The organism is Streptomyces sp. NPDC059917, from assembly GCF_042730635.1.
GTDB lineage: Bacteria > Actinomycetota > Actinomycetes > Streptomycetales > Streptomycetaceae > Streptomyces.
Genome location: NZ_JBHWLC010000086.1, coordinates 1 through 15,347, shown reverse-complemented (window position 1 = coordinate 15,347; position 15,347 = coordinate 1). Strand labels below are relative to the sequence as shown.

Genomic DNA, 15,347 nt, shown 5'->3' with positions numbered 1-15,347 from the left:
GCAGTGCGTCACTTGCACCCATGTGGGTGACGGGGTGCAGCCGGGCAGTGACGTACGGTTCGCTTCATGATCGACCGTTCCGCCCCCGGCGGAGTGCTCCCGGCAGCGGAGCCCAGGGGTAGGGCCACCGCCCCGGCCGCCCTCCCCGTACGGCCCCGGACCGGCCGGCTCCTCGTCCTGGCCACCGTGTTCGTCTGCGCCGCCTGCGGGCTCGTGTACGAACTGGAACTGCTCGCCCTCGGCTCGTACCTGATCGGCGACTCCGTCACCCAGGCGTCCGTGGTGCTCTCCGTCATGGTCTTCGCCATGGGCGTCGGCTCCCTGCTGGCCAAGCGCCTGCGCGAGCGCCCCGCCTTCGGCTTCGGCGCCGTGGAGGCGCTGCTCGCGCTGGTCGGGGGCCTGTCGGCCATAGCGCTGTACGCGAGCTTCGCCTGGTTCGGCGAGTCCAGACCGGCGCTGGTCGGCTTCTCGCTCGCCATCGGCATCCTGATAGGAGCCGAGATCCCGCTGTTGATGACCCTCATCCAGCGGATCCGGCGGCAGGACGCGGGGGGCGCCGTCGCCGACCTCTTCGCCGCGGACTACGTCGGCGCGCTCGTCGGGGGGCTCGCCTTCCCCTTCCTGCTCCTGCCGCTGCTCGGCCAGCTCACCGGGGCGATGCTCACCGGCACCGTCAACGCGGTCGCGGGCGGGGCGCTCGTCCTGTGGCTCTTCCGCCGCGACCTGAGCCGGCGCGGGCGCTGGCTGCTGCTCGCCGCCAACATCGGCGTGCTGCTGGTCCTGGCCGCGGCGACCGTGCTGGCCGGGGACTTCGAGCGGATGGCCCGGCGCGCGGTCTACGGCGACGAGGTGCGGGTCGCCCTCCAGACCGGCGTCCAGGAGCTGGTCGTCACCGGCCCGCCCACCGGCTCGCCGCGCTCCCTCGACCTGTACCTCGACGGGCGGCTGCGGGTCAGCGGCTACGACGAGTACCGCTACCACGAGTCCCTCGTGCACCCCGCGATGGCGGGCCCGCACGCCCGCGTGCTCGTCCTCGGCGGCGGTGACGGACTGGCCGCCCGCGAGGTGGCGCGCTACCCCGACGTCGCCTCCGTCACCGTCGTCGAGCTGGACCCGGGCGTGGTCCGGCTCGCCCGCACCGACCCGATGCTGTCGCAGCTCAACGGGCACGTGTACGCCGATCCACGGGTCGCCGTGGTGACCTCGGACGCCTTCCAATGGCTGCGCGGACCGGGGGCGTCCGGGCGCTACGACGTCATCGTGTCCGACCTGCCCGACCCGGGGATCACGCCCAGCACCAAGCTCTACTCGCAGGAGTTCTACGGGCTGGCCGCGCGGGCGCTGGGCCCGGGCGGCCGGCTCGCGGTGTCCGCCGGCCCCTTGGTCTCGCGCCCGCGGACCTACTGGACGGTGGAGGCCACCCTGCGCGCCGCCGGGCTGCGGACCGCCCCGTACAGCGCGGGCGGGCGGCTCACGGGATTCGCGGCGGGCCCCGACCGGGCGCAGGGCGGCTCCGTCGCCCCGCCCCAGGACTGGGGCTTCGTCCTGTCCGCCCGCGAGGCGGTGCCCGAACTGCGGGTCGACGGAGACGCCCCGGTACTGCGCTCCCTGTCCACCCGCGCGCTCCAGGACGCGGCCCGCGACACCGAACGCGTCCGCATGCGCGGGCTGCCCCCTTCGACCCTGCCCCACCCGCGCTACTCCTTCTAGGGCGTGTTTCGAAAGTAGCGCCGGGCGCCCGAAGGGCGCGGCTCGCGGCGTCTGGTGCCGTGCATCGCAAGGCGGAGGATCGCCCGCCTACTGGACGTAATCGGGCGTTCCGACAACGCCGCGAGGCGCGGTACCAGGCGTCGCGAGCCAGGCGCTACTTTCGAGACACGCCCTAGTGCCCTGGTCGCGGGCCCGGGGGCGGGAAAGCCCACGGCGCGGCCGCGCCCTCGGTAGGCTCGGCGGCATGGAGCATCAGGTGTTCGTTCCGGTACCGGCAGCCGACCTCCGAGCGGTGCTGCGGGACCCCGCCCGCCTGGCCCGGTGCGTACCCGGCTTCCAACAGGACGCCGACGACGCCTCCGGGCCGCTGGCCGGGCGGCTGAAGCTGCGGGTCGGCGGGCACACCGTGACCTACCGGGGTGCGCTGGCCGTCACCGAGCGGGACGAGGACACCTTCGAGGCCGAGGGCCAGGGCGCGGAGGTCCGGGGCCAGGGCTCCGTGAAGACCACGCTCTCGCTGCGGCTCGTGCCCGAGGACGGCGGTACCCGGCTGGTCTTCACCGCCACGGGCAGCGCCGACGGCCGGGCCGCGGGATTCGCCCCGGAGGCCACCGCCACCTCGGTGCACCGGCTGCTGGACCGGACCTGCGCGAACCTGACGACCGCCGCCACGGCTCCGGCCGCCGCGGACGCGGCTTCCGGAGACGACGCGCAGGAGCCGCAAGAGCCGCAGGAGCCGGAGGGACCCGGGGTCATCGAGGTGTCCGCCACGGTGTTCGACACCGAGGTGCCGCCGCCGTCGCTGGACCCCTTCCTCGAGGACGGCTTCGACCGGTTCGGGGAGTTCGGCGATCTCGGGGACACCCCGCGCCCGCCCGCCGAAGCCGCCCACGCCCGCCGCACGATGATCGGCCGCAGCGCCGAAGAGGTCGACCACGCGCCCCCGCGCGGCCGTTACGCACCGGTGCCCGCGCCGGAGTCCGGGGCCCAGGCCCTGAACCTGCGCTGGCTGGCCCCCGCCGCGGCGCTCGCCCTCGCCTCGGCGGTCGTCGTCGGACGTGCCCTGCGGCGCCGCCGCTGAGCCTTATGGTCGGGGCATGAGTACGCGACTGAGCGCCGGTGGCGCCGAACTGACCGTCGACCAGAAGAACGGCTGCCGGATCAGCAGTCTGCGCGTCGACGGACTGGAGCTGCTGCGCCAGGGGGACGACTTCGGGTCCTTCCCGATGGTCCCGTGGTGCGGACGGCTGGGCGAGGGACGCTTCCGGGACGCCGGCGTGCTCCACCAGATGCCGCTGGACCACCCGCCGCACGCCATCCACGGCTTCGGCCGGCACGCCGCCTGGACCCCCGCCGGAAGCGCGACCGCCGACCGGACGGCCGAGGCCTCCTTCACCTACGACCTCACCGAACCGTGGCCCTTCCGGGGCCGGGTGACCCAGACCTTCGCCCTCGCACCCGAAGCGCTCACCCTGGCCATGGGCGTGGAGACGTACGACGACTCCTTCCCGGCCCAGGTCGGCTGGCACCCCTGGTTCCGCCGCAACCTCGGGGTGGGGGAGGACGTACAGCTGTCCTTCGAGCCGGTCTGGCAGGAGGAGCGCGGTGCGGACTACCTCCCGACCGGCCGGCGGATCGAGCCGCTGCCCGGCCCCTGGGACGACTGCTTCGGCATGCCCTACGGCGTCGACGTCACGCTGACCTGGCCCGGCGCCCTGGAGCTGCGCCTGACCAGCAGGGCCGAATGGCTCGTGGTCTACGACCAGCCCGAGGAGTTCGTCTGCGTCGAGCCGCAGTCCGGACCGCCCAACGGTCTGAACACCCTGCCGCAGCTGGTCACGCCCATCGACCCGCTGGAGCTGTCCACCACCTGGACCTGGCGCCGTCTCCGGGCGGACGACGCGCACGACGGGCTCTAAGCTCATGGGCATGAGTGACGTACGTGGTGAGCTGCTCCAGCAGATCAAGGACAAGGCCGTTGTGCACGGCAAGGTGACGCTTTCCTCCGGGCGGGAGGCCGACTACTACATCGACCTGCGCCGGATCACCCTGGACGGCGAGGCCGCCCCGCTGGTCGGCCAGGTCATGCTCGACCTCACCGCCGACCTCGACTTCGACTGCGTCGGCGGTCTGACCCTGGGCGCCGACCCGGTCGCGACCTCGATGCTGCACGCCTCCGCCGCGCGCGGCCGGCGTCTGGACGCCTTCGTCGTGCGCAAGGCGCAGAAGGCGCACGGCATGCAGCGCCGCATCGAGGGCACCGAGGTCACGGGCCGTCGCTGCCTGGTGGTCGAGGACACCTCGACCACCGGTGGTTCCCCGCTGACCGCCGTCGAGGCCGTCCGCGAGGCCGGTGGCGAGGTCGTGGCCGTCGCCACGATCGTCGACCGCGGCGCCGCCGACGCCATCGCCGCCGCCGGAGTGCCCTACCTCACCGGTTACCAGCTCGGCGACCTCGGCCTGTCCTGACGCGAACGGGTGCCGCGGGAACTGGTGACTTAGGTCCCCAAATTTCCCCGAGGCAGTCCTGACCTGCGGCTTTCGCACCGGGTGGGGTGTTTCACGTGAAACACTCCGCCCGGCTGGGCCCGGGCAGGTCCGACACCGAGGTGGAGTGTCGTGCGGAGTCTGGAAAGATAGCCCCGACGGCAACGTCGCCCCCAGGTCAGGGCCCGCAATAAGCACACTCCCCGCACATCCAAGGAGCGGACAGATGCCCATCGCAACCCCCGAGGTCTACAACGAGATGCTCGACCGGGCGAAGGCAGGCAAGTTTGCCTACCCGGCGATCAACGTGACCTCGACCCAGACCCTGCACGCTGCACTGCGCGGCTTCGCGGAGGCCGAGAGCGACGGCATCATCCAGATCTCCACCGGTGGTGCGGAGTTCCTGGGTGGCCAGTACAACAAGGACATGGTGACCGGCGCCGTCGCGCTGGCCGAGTTCGCCCACATCGTGGCCGCGAAGTACGACATCACCGTCGCCCTGCACACCGACCACTGCCCGAAGGACAAGCTGGACGGCTACGTCCGTCCGCTGCTCGAGGTGTCCGCCGAGCGCGTGGCCCGCGGTCTGAACCCGCTGTTCCAGTCGCACATGTGGGACGGCTCCGCCGAGACCCTCGCCGACAACCTGGCCATCGGCCAGGAGCTGCTGGCCAAGGCCGCGGCCGCCAAGATCATCCTCGAGGTCGAGATCACCCCGACCGGTGGCGAGGAGGACGGCGTCAGCCACGAGATCAACGACGAGCTGTACACGACCGTCGACGACGCGCTGCGCACCGCCGAGGCCCTGGGCCTGGGCGAGAAGGGCCGCTACCTGCTGGCCGCTTCCTTCGGCAACGTCCACGGCGTCTACAAGCCGGGCAACGTCGTCCTGCGGCCCGAGCTGCTCAAGGACCTGCAGGCCGGTGTCGGCGAGAAGTACGGCAAGGCCTCGCCGTTCGACTTCGTCTTCCACGGCGGCTCCGGCTCCACCGCCGAGGAGATCGCCACCGCGCTGGAGAACGGCGTCGTGAAGATGAACCTCGACACCGACACCCAGTACGCCTTCACCCGTCCGGTCGTGGAGCACATGTTCCGCAACTACGACGCGGTCCTGAAGGTCGACGGCGAGGTCGGCACCAAGTCCAAGTACGACCCCCGCACCTGGGGCAAGGCCGCCGAGGCGGGCATGGCAGTGCGCGTCACCGAGGCGTGCGCGAACCTGCGCTCCACCGGCACCAAGCTGAAGTAGTAGTCGCCGCAACGCAGAAGGGCCCTGTTTCCATCGCTTCGTCAGCGGTGGGGCAGGGCCCTTCGGCGTATTCGTATGTCGTGCTCTGGTGCTCCGTGTTCCGGTGCCCCGTGCTGCGTCCCCCGTGGCCGCAGTGATCAGGGCGTCATCCCGAACGGCAGGGGCTGTACCTGGCCGGTCTCCACTACGGCGAGGAAGACCTGCTCGTCCTCCTGGGTCCCGGTGACCCGGACCGTGGTGGGGCCGGTGCGCTCCGCGGTGACCCACAGGGGTATGCCGAACTCCGCGTACCGCTGGTAGGTGCTGACGACCGAGACGGGCAGGACGGCGGGTGCGGGCGTCAGGGCCACCGCGGCCTGGCGGGCGGCCTCCAACAGGACCATGCCCGGCAGGTGGTCCCCGGGGTGGTCGAAGAGCACCGGGTGCCGGGTGTCGTACCGCAGCTGCCAGGTGACGGCCGTGGTGGTCTGCGCGGTGGCCGCGAGGACCACGTCGAAGGGCGAGATCCGGCCGACCTGGGCGGGCTGGAGGGGCGCCGAGGGCAGGGAGGGCATCGGGGTGCGGTCCAACTGGGCGGCGCGCAGCCGCCGGTAGACGGCCGGAGAGGTCACGGTGTAGCCGACGTCGCCGGTGGCGATCACCCGTCCGTTCAGCAGCATGGTGACCTCGTACCGCAGGGCCTGGAGCTGCGTCCCGCGCATCCGGATGTCGGAGCAGGTGACCTCCAGGTCTAGGTCGGCCGGGGCGTCGCCGATCACGAGGTTCTCGGGCATCGTCGTGTAGTCGAGGCCCCAGAGCAGGAACTGGTGGCCCAGCGGTACGCCGTACGCCTCGTGGGCGACGTAGGAACCGACCTGGCGAATGGTTTCGCAGATCATCATCGGGTCGTAGTGCGTACCGGCGATCGGGCTGAAGAAACTGTGCCCGCGCGGGAGTTGGGCGCGCACGTGGAAACGGTCGGGGCCCGGGCGGCACATGCCGGTGAGGAAGACCTCGGCGACGGCCGCGCGGTGCACGAGCTCACGCGGGACCGTGCTGGTCAACGTGCTTCCGGAGCCGTCCGGGCAGACGCAGTCGACCGGGAGCGAGGGCGGGCACGGCGTGAGGTCGGTCGTCGGTTCCAAGGTCGTGATCATGATGCCCCTCTAGATCATGGCCGGAAGTCGCACCGGGTTGCAGTCGCCGGGTACGTACTTCCGGGTTTGGTTGACAGACAGAGGATTACCCGATGATCACTCAGTTTGGGGCTCAGAAGTGACACACTCCACACGGGAAGGGGTAGCGGAATCGGCCAACGCGAGCAAGATATCCGCAGGTCAATGACTAGGAGCGACTCATTCCGTCACCCTGCGTCGATTTTCGGCCGACCAGTCAGATCTAGACATAGATCGGGTATCTTTTACTCTGCAGCGCCTGCGTACTTGGGAGTATTTTTTCTGGGGGTCCCCCGGTGGGCCGGTGGCTGCAACTGTTCGGAACGGTCCCGTCGCCACGCGCGGCGTCCCGCACCCGCACCACCTGCCACCCCAAGCGGCCCCCGCCGATGGGAGACACCGATGCCCGCCCGCCACGCCACCCGCCCGCTGGGGCACTTGCGGCTCGCCGCCGTCAACATCGACGGGGTCCTGCTCAACGACACCTTCAGCCCGGTCATCCACCAGTTCGTGACCAGCCGCGGCGGCACCTACGACGCGGACGTGGAGCGCGCCGTCTTCTCGCAGTCCCGCACGGTCGCGGCCCGCGCGCTCGGCGCCGCGGCCGGCCTCGACTGGACCCCCGAGCGGGTGCTGGAGGTGTACTTCGAGGAGCGCGCCGCCTACCTCGCCGAGCACCCCCTCGCGGTGCTCCCCGGCGCCGAGCAGCTGCTCCACCGGTTGCGCGCCCTGGGGCTGCGCACGGTGTGCTACGGGGGCCTGGACAAGGCCCACTTCGACACCCACCTCGGCCGGTACGGGCACCTCTTCGACGAGCCGGGCTACGTCTGCACCAACGATTTTCGGCCGGGCATCCAGGAGATAGCCGTCGACACCTTCGGCGTCGCCTGCGACGAGGCGGTCTTCATCGACGACGTGGCACGGGTCTCGGAGGCGGCCCGCGCGCTGCGGGTGCCCTTCATCGGCCACCCCAGCCGCTTCCGGCACGGCTTCCAGGCGAGCCTGATGCGCGAGGTGGGGGTGCGGCACGTGGTCGGCTCTCTCGACGAGATAGACGAGGAGCTCCTGCGTACCCTCGACGGCGAGGCGGCGGCGGGCCTGTCCTGGGCCGCCTGAGACTTCCGGACCGGACCGCGCGAACCGCGCGGACCCGGGCGGACGGGTGCCACGGGCACCGAACGGACGACGACATCTGAAATGGGGACTGTCATGGCGGGAGAGCGGATGCTCGACGGCAAGGTCGCGCTGATCACGGGGGCGAGCAGCGGCATCGGAGCCGCCGCGGCGCGGGTGTTCGCGCGGGAGGGGGCCCGGCTGGTGCTGGCCGCGCGCCGCGAGCTCCGCCTCAAGGAACTGGCGGAAGAGCTGCGCGCCCAGGGCGCGGAGGTCGAGTACGCCGTGACCGACGTGACCCGTGCGGGGGACACGGCCGCGGCGGTGGCCGTCGCGGTGGACCGTTTCGGCCGGCTGGACTGCGCCTTCAACAACGCCGGGTGGGGCGTGGGGCGTTCGCCGCTGCACGAGATGGGCGACGACCTGTACGACCAGATCATGGACGTGAACGTGCGGGGCACCTGGAACTGCCTGCGGGACGAGATAGCGGCCATGCTGGCGACCGGTGGCGGCACGATCGTCAACAACAGCAGCGTCGGCGGCCTGCTCGCGACCCCGGTGGCCGCCCCCTACGTCGCCGCCAAGCACGCGGTGATCGGCCTGACCAAGGCGGCCGCCGCGGAGTACGCCGCCCAGGGCATCCGGGTCAACGCGGTGGCCCCCGGCACCACCCGGACCGAGGTGGTCGAGCAGTGGTTCGCCGCCGTTCCGGGCGTCGAGGAGCAGCTGCACGCGGCGACCCCGCAGCCGCGGACGGCCGAGCCCGCGGAGATCGCGGAAGCGGCCGCGTGGTTGTGCAGCCCTCGTGCCTCGTTCGTCACAGGGGTCACGATGCCTGTGGACGGGGGCTTCACGATGGTGTGAAGCTGTACTCGTAGGTACGTACCCGGGGGCATGTAATGCCGATCGGACGGGGGGCATGGAGAGGGACAGAACGACTGATGAGGACTGAACGACCCCAGGTGAAGCAGGACCGCGCCGTGCGGACGCGCCAGGCGATCCTGGAGGCTGCCGCGCTGGTCTTCGAGGACCGGGGCTACGACGCGGCGAAACTGACGGACATCGTCAAGATCGCCAGGGTCACCAAGGGTGCCCTGTACTTCCATTTCGACTCGAAGGAAGACCTGGCGCAGGCGGTCATCGAGGCGCAGGTCAGCGTCGAGCCCGCCTTCACCCCGCAGGAATTCAAAGCGCAGCAGTTCGTCGATGTCGGAATGATCTTCTCGCACCGCCTGCAGCACGATGTGCTGATGCGCGGGAGTGCGCGGCTCACGCTGGAACAGAACGGCCGCTCGCTGGACCGGGCGGCGCCCTATCAAGGGTGGATCGACCTGCACACGGAGCTGATGACGGAGGCCAAGGCCCGCGGCGAATTGCTCTCGCACGTGGATCCGGGGCAGCCGTCCCGGCTGATCGTCGGCTCGTTCGCCGGGCTGAACGTGATGTCGCAGACCCTCGGCCTGACGCTGGACGAGGAGGTGTCCGCCCTCTATACGAGCGTGATGCCGAGCCTGGTCGTCTCGGCCGTGGCGATCCGACTGGACACGGCTCCCGGCCGCGGCGGCCGTGCGCTGCACGGTGCGCAGGGGGCGCACCTGTGCGACTGCGACGGTTTGCGGCAGTTCCCCGACGACGGCGACGAGGACGCCGCCTGACGGTATCGGCGGGCTTTTGCCGGCCCTCCCCGCTCGATGCGGGGAGGGCCGGTTTTTTTTGTGCCTTGGGTCACGTGACTGGTGATGCGGAAGCCATTCCCTTGAAAAAAACTTCCGGGTATTATTTTTCTCCAGGGCCCGGTATGTAAACGGGCCCCGATGCGGCGCATCCTGGGGAGGGATTCATGGACATCGAGGTGCTCGGCGGGCTTCGCGCCCTGGAGAACGGCGTCCCCGTGGTCCCGACGCACCAGCCCGCCCGCCAGGTCTTCGCCGTACTCGCCGCCTACGCCGACCAGATGGTGCCCACCACGGTCCTGGCGGCGGAGCTGTCGGCGCACGGACCGGACGGCGAGCGCGCCCGCGCGCTGCTGCTGACCGCGGTCCGCCAGATACGTGAACTCCTCGCGGGCGCCGCCGACTCCGCCGGGCGGCGTACCCCCGAGGCCGTTCTGGTCTCGCTGCCCGGCGGGTTCCTCCTGGACACGGACAGCGGCCGCAGCGACCAGGGCGTCTTCGCCCGGGAGGCGGGAGCGGGCTACCGGGCCATGGCGCGCGGGGAGTTCGCGACCGCGGCCCGGCGGCTGCGCGGTGCGCTGCGGCTGTGGCGGGGCCCGGCCTTCGGGGGGATCGAGGCCGGTCCGCGGCTCGCCGCACGGGTCGCGGACCTGGAGGCGACCCGGCTGTCGGCGCTGAAGCAGTGGGTGGAGGCCGAGCTGGCGCTGGGTCGGCACCGGGAGCTGCGGACGGAATTGCGGGCCGTGACGTCCGCAAAATCGCTCGAAACATACCGAACCCTCGCAGAAGTGCTCGGTTCGGATCTCGGGCCCTGTCCGGCCGACACCACCCGCGCGCTGCGGCGGGCCCTGCTGCCCGGTCCGCTCCCACTCGTGCCAGTAGCCGCCTGACCATGTGTTTTCGCCGGGACTCGGCCCCTCTGGGGCAGTTCCTGCGATGCGGTCCTTTTTCTTCGTCCCGGGGGCGCGATCACCATTCCCCCAGGTATGTTTCTCCTAGGAAGTGTCACTCCATGAACCACCACACCACGTCCCGCGCCCGCCAGGCCGCGTCCCCGGGCCACCCGTTCGCGGGTGACACGGGATGGGGGTAGCCCGGCCCCCGCTGGTCGTGGTCGTCCACGCGGGGCGGGTGGGGCGGGTGTGTGCACAGGCGATCGTGGCGCGCGACGGCGCCGCGGACGCCGGTGCGCGCAGCCACCTCGTCGCGGCCGCGGAGCTGGGCGACGCGCAGTGGGAGCTGCTGGCCGAGGCCGACGGCATCCTCTTCGGCACGACGCTGCCGCAGGTGCTCGGGCGCGTCGACTGGCTGGGGAAGCCGGCCGCCGGGTTCGTCGCCCCGGGGGCGGACGCGCGCGAGCGGCTGGACGAGCTCGCGGCCTTCGCCGCCGAGGGGTTGGGCATGTGCTGGATCGGCCCGGCCGGACCGCCGGGGCGGTTCGCCGGGCCCGGCCCGGACCCGGTGCTGGACGCGGTGCGCCGACTGGGTTCCCGGATGGCGCGGATGGCCCGACTGGCGGGAGCGGCACCGGTGGGCGCGCCGGGTGGCGTGAGTTGACACACAGCCGGGAGCAGCGGTGTGCGCCGGGCTCCGGACCAGCACACTCGCTGGATATGGGTGCTGCGTTTGTGGAAGAGCCCGGCGCCGCGGATGCCGTGCGCCGCCTCGTGGCCGAGGGGGTCACGCCGTGGCTGGAGGGGGTGCCGGGCGTCGGTCCGGCGGGGATGCGGGAGTTCGCGAACCGGCTGGGGGTGCGCAACCTCCTGTACGGGACGCAGCGGCGTCCCGCGGCCATCGGTGCGGTGTGCGACGCGCTGGGGCCGTTGGGCGGGCTGGTGGCGGCGCCGCCGCTGGGGGACGGGACCTCGTACGAGGCGGCCCGTGCGCTGGTGGAGGCCGTGGACCGGCCCAACTTGATCGTGGTGCTGTCCGCCTCGGGGGAGGGGCCGGCCGCGGGTGCGCGGCTGTTGGGGGAGGGCACCGGGGTCTGCTTCGGTCCGATGACCGGTCCCAGGACTTACGAGGGGGTCCTGGGAGCCTGGTTGGGCGGACTGGAGCGGGCCAGGGAGCGCGGCCTCGACCTGGCCGCGCTCCCGGCGTTCGCGACGCTGTGCGTGGGCGAGTTGGGGCCGCTGGCGGTGCCGACGGCGCGGCTGCTGTACGCGCGCTACGACCGGGCGCTCGGCGACGTGCGCTGGCGGGCCCTGGCCGCGGCGGGCGCCCGCCCGCACCGGCTGATGTGGACGGCGCTCGGCGACCGGGCGGAGGACCTGCCCGGTCTGATCGGCTGGGGGACCTCGGCGGCCCTGACCCTGCGGGCGCTCCAGTGCCTGCCGGCCCTGCGGGGGGAAACGCTGAGCCCGTCGTGAGCGTGCCGCGGGGCCCGGACCGGTGGCGCCCCGAGCCCGCCGCGCCCGGGCCGTGGGTCCGCCCGGTGCCCCGGCGCTCGCGCGCCGCGTGCCCGCGCCCCCGGGGGCGGGCCGGCGGTCCGCCCGTGCACCCGCTCTGACCAGCGCAAGCTCACTTGACCACGATCACGGTGGAACCTAGGTTCGGATGGCTAGTTTCGTACCGGTACGTCGGGAGCGGGGGAACGGGACCCATGGAACGAGCGGCGGACACCGCCGGGAACGTTGCCGGGGGCTCGTCGGCGGCACTCGCCGTCCTGGAGCTATTGGCCGCGGGCGCGCCCGAGGCCGCCTTCGAGGCGCTCCTGCCCACGGCGGACCCGGCCCTGGCCAGGGCCGTCCTGCTGGCCCGTGAGATCCGCGCCCGCACGTCCCCGGCGCCGCTCCCGCCGCCCCGGGAACCCGACCCCGCGCCGGAGGGCGGCGACGCGCTGGTCGCCCTCGCCGACACCGCGCACGACCTGACCTCCTCCTACGACCTCGACAGCCTGCTGCGCGTCATCGCCCGACGGGCGCGGCGGCTGCTCGGGCTCGACGTGGTCTGCGTCACCTTCACCCGGCCCGACGGGACCTCGTACCCCCACCTGTCCGACGGCGGCACGGCCGGCTACGAGTCCGGGCTCGGCATCGGCGCCGCCGACGGGCTCGGGGCGCTCGTGCGGGAGCGCCGCGCCCCCGTCTGGAGCGCGGACTACCCGAACGACGCCACCCTCGCGCACGCCCCCGGCGTGGACGCCGCGGTGCGCGCCGAGGGCGTGCGGGCCGTCGTCGCCGTACCGATGCGCCACCGCGACGGCATCCTCGGCGTGCTCTACGGAGCGGACCGCCACGTGCGCTCCTTCGCCCCCGCCGAGGTCGCGACGTTGCTGTCGCTGGCCGACCTGGCGGCCGTAGCGGTCGAGAAGGCGCGGCTGCTGGAGCGGGCCCGCGACGAGGTCAGCGAGCTGGAGCGGTTCGGCTCCGTCACCGACACCACCTTGACCCGGGTCCGTTACCTGTGGGACTGCCACGCGCGGCTCGCGCGCCTGGTCCTGGACGGTGCGGGGCTGGCCACCCTGGCCCGGACCACCGCGGACGCGCTGGACGGCGTGCTCCAGGTCCGCGATCCCGGCGGCCGCCCGCTGACCCCGGGTCCCGGACCGATCGGCCTCGACGAGGCCGCGGTGACCCGCGGCGCCCTGCACGCGCACACGGCCCGCCGCCCGGTCCGGCTCGCGCACGCCGCCGACGCCGACCGCACCGCAGAGCCGACATACGAAGACGAGCACGCCGGGCACGCCGGGCACGCCGGGTACGCCGACCGCGCCGACTTCGCCGGTGCCCGCTTCGCCGCGGGCGCCGAGGGCGACACGGGCGAGGTGTGGGTCGCGCCCGTCACGGCCGGGGCCGAGGACCTCGGCGTGCTGGTGCTGCACGCGGCCGAGCCCCTGACCGAGGAGGACGTGCGGCTGCTGGAGCTGGCCGCGCTGTCGGTGGCCTCCCTCATGCTGATCCAGCGGGGCACGGCCGCGGCCGAGGGCCCCGTCCGCGACGAGCTGCTCCAGGAACTGCTGGACCGCCCGAGCCACTCCTCCGACCTGCACCTGCGCGAGCGCACCCGGCGCCTGGGCATCGACCTCGACGTGCCGCACGTGGTGGTCGTGGTCCGGCCGGAGGGCGGGGAGCTGGGCCGTGCGGTCGCCTGGGCGAGTTCGTACGCCTACCGGGTCGGCGGCCTCAAGGGCGTCCGCCGCGGCTGCATCGTGCTGCTGCTCCCCGGCGACGACGCCTCCGCCGCGGCCCGGCAGGTCTCGATGGAGGTCACCCCGCTGCTCGGCCATCCCGTCTCCACGGGCGCGGCCGGTCCGGCCAAGGGCGCCGCCGCGGTCGTCGGGGTGTACGAGGAGGCCGCGCGCTGCCTGGACGCGCTGACCGCGCTCGACGGGGCCGGCGGCACCGCCTCCCTGAGCGAACTCGGTTTCCTCGGGCTGCTGTTGTCGGCGGACCACGACGTGGACGCCTTCATCGCGCAGGCCCTCGGCCCGGTGCTGGAGTACGACGCGGCCCGCTTCACCGAGCTGACCCGCACCCTGGAGGCCTACTTCGAGTCGGGCGGCAGCCCCACGCACGCCGCCGAGGTGCTGCACGTGCACGCCAACACGGTCTCGCGCCGCCTGGAGCGGATCGCGGAACTCCTGGGCGAGGGCTGGCAGAAGCCGGCCCAGGCCCTGGAGATCCAGATGGCGCTGCGTCTGCGCCGCACGCGCGAGGTCCTCGTCCGCACCCGGCCGCCCACGTGACCCGGCCGCGAGGGCCCCTCAGCGCAGCCGCAGCGCCCCCGGCGCCCGATCCTCCATGATCCGCGTCAGCCAATCGAAGACCGTGGGCCCCTCCCCGCGCCGCGCGGCCGCCAACTCCTCGGCGACCCGTTCCCGGTTGGTGGGATGGCAGCGCGTCAACCGCAGCTCCAACTGGCGGGCGGTCTCGGCGTGCCCGAGCCGCTCCCGGGACAGCTCGTGGTCGTACCAGTCGAAGTGGAAGTCGCGGTCGTCGGGCGTCCCGTAGTCCCCGCGCAGGCAGTCGTTGAAGGCGTCGAGATTGCGCCCGAAGTACCCCTCGGGCCCGTTCACCGCCTCGCCGACCTCGCGCCAGAAGTCCTCCAGGCTCGCGATCCGCCGCCCGTCGAGCACGTAGAGCGCCGTGTCCAGGGCCGCCCGCACCGCCGCCGCGAAGTCGTCCGGATTGTCCAGCATGATGTTGTGCCCGCAGTCCTCGACCGCCACGACGGACACCCCGGCCGCCTCCAACTCCGCGGCCCCCTCCAGCAGACCGTCCTCGGCCGGGTAGAGGAAGGCGCGCGGGATCCGCAGCTCCAGCAGCAGCTCCCGCATGGTGGGCACGGTCCCCGCGACGAGGTGGACGGCGCTGCGGTACAGGGCGGTGCGCCCCGCCAGCCGCATCGTCGACCACCAGTGCGCGCCGACCCGGTCGCGGACCTCGGCCCACCCGCCCGCGAGGAACTCCTCCTCCGTGTAGCCGGCGAGCCCGCTGCTCCCGGCCGGCACCGGGGCGCCCGGCTCGGGCGGCCGGCCCGGGTCGAGGTTGGCGTCGACGAGCACGAGCCGGGAGACCAGTTCCGGATGGCGGTGGGCCAGTACGATCGCCACCGCCCCGCCCATGCTGTGGGCGATCACCTCGCCCCCGCCGACCCCGGCGTCGACCAGCGCGGCCGCCACGGCGTCGGCGTGCGCCTCCAGCGTGTACGAGAAGTCCTCGGGGCGGTCGCTGTGCCCGTGCCCCAGCATGTCCAGCAGCAGGGAGCGCCGCCCCGCGAGGCGGGGGTGCGTCGCGCTCGCCGCGAAGTAGGCGGGCGAGGTGGAACCCAGCCCGTGCAGGTACACCCTGGCCGGCTCCTCACCGGACAGCTCGACCCACCGGATCCGGTCGCCCTCCGCGGTGACCACAGCACTGTGCACAACGAACCCCCGTCATTCCCGTACGACATTCCCGTACGACCTGATTCCCGTACGACGTGTCGGGCCGCGGGCCGGGGGGCGGACCTGTGGGCCCGCCC

The 15,347-nt window shown here is 73.0% G+C and carries 14 protein-coding genes and 1 pseudogene; 12 read left to right on the top strand and 3 right to left on the bottom strand.

Annotation, left to right across the window (positions count from 1 at the left end; genetic code table 11):
• The first annotated feature begins 66 nt into the window (after positions 1 to 66).
• The 5 genes from ACFWAR_RS33445 to fbaA all read left to right on the top strand — a co-directional run bounded on the left by ACFWAR_RS33445 (position 67) and on the right by fbaA (position 5,446).
• Positions 67 to 1,710 (top strand): polyamine aminopropyltransferase, encoded by a 1,644-nt coding sequence (locus tag ACFWAR_RS33445; protein ID WP_385785518.1) that lies wholly within the window; start codon positions 67 to 69, stop codon positions 1,708 to 1,710.
• Positions 1,711 to 1,954: 244 nt separating this feature from the next.
• The gene (locus tag ACFWAR_RS33440; RefSeq protein WP_385785515.1) at positions 1,955 to 2,791 is read left to right on the top strand and encodes an SRPBCC domain-containing protein; all 837 of its coding nucleotides are present in this window, start codon (positions 1,955 to 1,957) and stop codon (positions 2,789 to 2,791) included.
• A 16-nt stretch (positions 2,792 to 2,807) separates the two neighbouring features.
• On the top strand, positions 2,808 to 3,629 hold the full coding sequence (locus ACFWAR_RS33435) for an aldose 1-epimerase (RefSeq protein ID WP_385785513.1): 822 nt from the start codon (positions 2,808 to 2,810) through the stop codon (positions 3,627 to 3,629).
• A gap of 10 nt (positions 3,630 to 3,639) precedes the next feature.
• Positions 3,640 to 4,179 carry an orotate phosphoribosyltransferase gene (gene pyrE, locus ACFWAR_RS33430; protein WP_385785510.1) on the top strand — a complete coding sequence of 180 codons (540 nt, stop codon included), beginning with the start codon at positions 3,640 to 3,642 and terminating at the stop codon, positions 4,177 to 4,179.
• Positions 4,180 to 4,423: 244 nt separating this feature from the next.
• A complete protein-coding gene (gene fbaA, locus ACFWAR_RS33425; protein WP_385785508.1) occupies positions 4,424 to 5,446 on the top strand; it encodes a class II fructose-bisphosphate aldolase in 1,023 nt (340 codons plus the stop codon).
• A 137-nt stretch (positions 5,447 to 5,583) separates the two neighbouring features.
• Here the strand turns inward: fbaA and ACFWAR_RS33420 are convergent, their stop codons facing one another.
• Complete coding sequence (locus ACFWAR_RS33420) at positions 5,584 to 6,582, bottom strand: ScbA/BarX family gamma-butyrolactone biosynthesis protein (RefSeq protein WP_385785505.1); 999 nt, start codon at positions 6,580 to 6,582, stop codon at positions 5,584 to 5,586.
• A gap of 420 nt (positions 6,583 to 7,002) precedes the next feature.
• Between ACFWAR_RS33420 and ACFWAR_RS33415 the strand changes: the two genes are divergently transcribed.
• The 7 genes from ACFWAR_RS33415 to ACFWAR_RS33385 all read left to right on the top strand — a co-directional run bounded on the left by ACFWAR_RS33415 (position 7,003) and on the right by ACFWAR_RS33385 (position 14,073).
• Positions 7,003 to 7,716: an HAD family hydrolase gene (locus ACFWAR_RS33415; protein WP_385785502.1), complete on the top strand. Its 714-nt coding sequence runs from the start codon at positions 7,003 to 7,005 to the stop codon at positions 7,714 to 7,716.
• An 81-nt stretch (positions 7,717 to 7,797) separates the two neighbouring features.
• Positions 7,798 to 8,577, top strand: coding sequence for a glucose 1-dehydrogenase (locus tag ACFWAR_RS33410; RefSeq protein WP_385785500.1), 780 nt, complete (start codon positions 7,798 to 7,800; stop codon positions 8,575 to 8,577).
• A gap of 98 nt (positions 8,578 to 8,675) precedes the next feature.
• A complete protein-coding gene (locus ACFWAR_RS33405) occupies positions 8,676 to 9,368 on the top strand; it encodes a ScbR family autoregulator-binding transcription factor (protein ID WP_385785497.1) in 693 nt (230 codons plus the stop codon).
• Positions 9,369 to 9,553: 185 nt separating this feature from the next.
• Complete coding sequence (locus ACFWAR_RS33400) at positions 9,554 to 10,276, top strand: BTAD domain-containing putative transcriptional regulator (RefSeq protein WP_385785494.1); 723 nt, start codon at positions 9,554 to 9,556, stop codon at positions 10,274 to 10,276.
• 193 nt (positions 10,277 to 10,469) lie between these two features.
• Complete coding sequence (locus tag ACFWAR_RS33395) at positions 10,470 to 10,943, top strand: hypothetical protein (protein WP_385785492.1); 474 nt, start codon at positions 10,470 to 10,472, stop codon at positions 10,941 to 10,943.
• Positions 10,944 to 10,999: 56 nt separating this feature from the next.
• A complete protein-coding gene (locus ACFWAR_RS33390) occupies positions 11,000 to 11,755 on the top strand; it encodes a hypothetical protein (RefSeq protein WP_385785489.1) in 756 nt (251 codons plus the stop codon).
• Positions 11,756 to 11,988: 233 nt separating this feature from the next.
• Entirely contained in the window at positions 11,989 to 14,073 is a 2,085-nt protein-coding gene (locus tag ACFWAR_RS33385; RefSeq protein ID WP_385785487.1) for a helix-turn-helix domain-containing protein, read from the top strand.
• A gap of 18 nt (positions 14,074 to 14,091) precedes the next feature.
• Here the strand turns inward: ACFWAR_RS33385 and ACFWAR_RS33380 are convergent, their stop codons facing one another.
• Both ACFWAR_RS33380 and ACFWAR_RS33375 read right to left on the bottom strand, forming a co-directional pair.
• Entirely contained in the window at positions 14,092 to 14,463 is a 372-nt protein-coding gene (locus ACFWAR_RS33380; RefSeq protein WP_385785561.1) for a barstar family protein, read from the bottom strand.
• 15 nt (positions 14,464 to 14,478) lie between these two features.
• Positions 14,479 to 15,249, bottom strand: a pseudogene (locus ACFWAR_RS33375) (alpha/beta fold hydrolase); the annotation flags it as partial.
• Between the last annotated feature and the right edge of the window lie 98 nt (positions 15,250 to 15,347).

Excerpts from the sequence above, each read along its gene's own strand:
- ACFWAR_RS33435 (WP_385785513.1), top strand. The coding sequence starts at position 2,808 with ATGAGTACGCGACTGAGCGCCGGTGGCGCCGAACTGACCGTCGACCAG.
- ACFWAR_RS33410 (WP_385785500.1), top strand. The coding sequence starts at position 7,798 with ATGGGGACTGTCATGGCGGGAGAGCGGATGCTCGACGGCAAGGTCGCG.
- ACFWAR_RS33385 (WP_385785487.1), top strand. The coding sequence starts at position 11,989 with ATGGAACGAGCGGCGGACACCGCCGGGAACGTTGCCGGGGGCTCGTCG.
- ACFWAR_RS33390 (WP_385785489.1), top strand. The coding sequence starts at position 11,000 with ATGGGTGCTGCGTTTGTGGAAGAGCCCGGCGCCGCGGATGCCGTGCGC.
- ACFWAR_RS33420 (WP_385785505.1), bottom strand. The coding sequence starts at position 6,582 with ATGATCACGACCTTGGAACCGACGACCGACCTCACGCCGTGCCCGCCC.
- ACFWAR_RS33400 (WP_385785494.1), top strand. The coding sequence starts at position 9,554 with ATGGACATCGAGGTGCTCGGCGGGCTTCGCGCCCTGGAGAACGGCGTC.
- ACFWAR_RS33395 (WP_385785492.1), top strand. The coding sequence starts at position 10,470 with ATGGGGGTAGCCCGGCCCCCGCTGGTCGTGGTCGTCCACGCGGGGCGG.
- pyrE (WP_385785510.1), top strand. The coding sequence starts at position 3,640 with ATGAGTGACGTACGTGGTGAGCTGCTCCAGCAGATCAAGGACAAGGCC.
- ACFWAR_RS33445 (WP_385785518.1), top strand. The coding sequence starts at position 67 with ATGATCGACCGTTCCGCCCCCGGCGGAGTGCTCCCGGCAGCGGAGCCC.
- ACFWAR_RS33440 (WP_385785515.1), top strand. The coding sequence starts at position 1,955 with ATGGAGCATCAGGTGTTCGTTCCGGTACCGGCAGCCGACCTCCGAGCG.
- fbaA (WP_385785508.1), top strand. The coding sequence starts at position 4,424 with ATGCCCATCGCAACCCCCGAGGTCTACAACGAGATGCTCGACCGGGCG.
- ACFWAR_RS33415 (WP_385785502.1), top strand. The coding sequence starts at position 7,003 with ATGCCCGCCCGCCACGCCACCCGCCCGCTGGGGCACTTGCGGCTCGCC.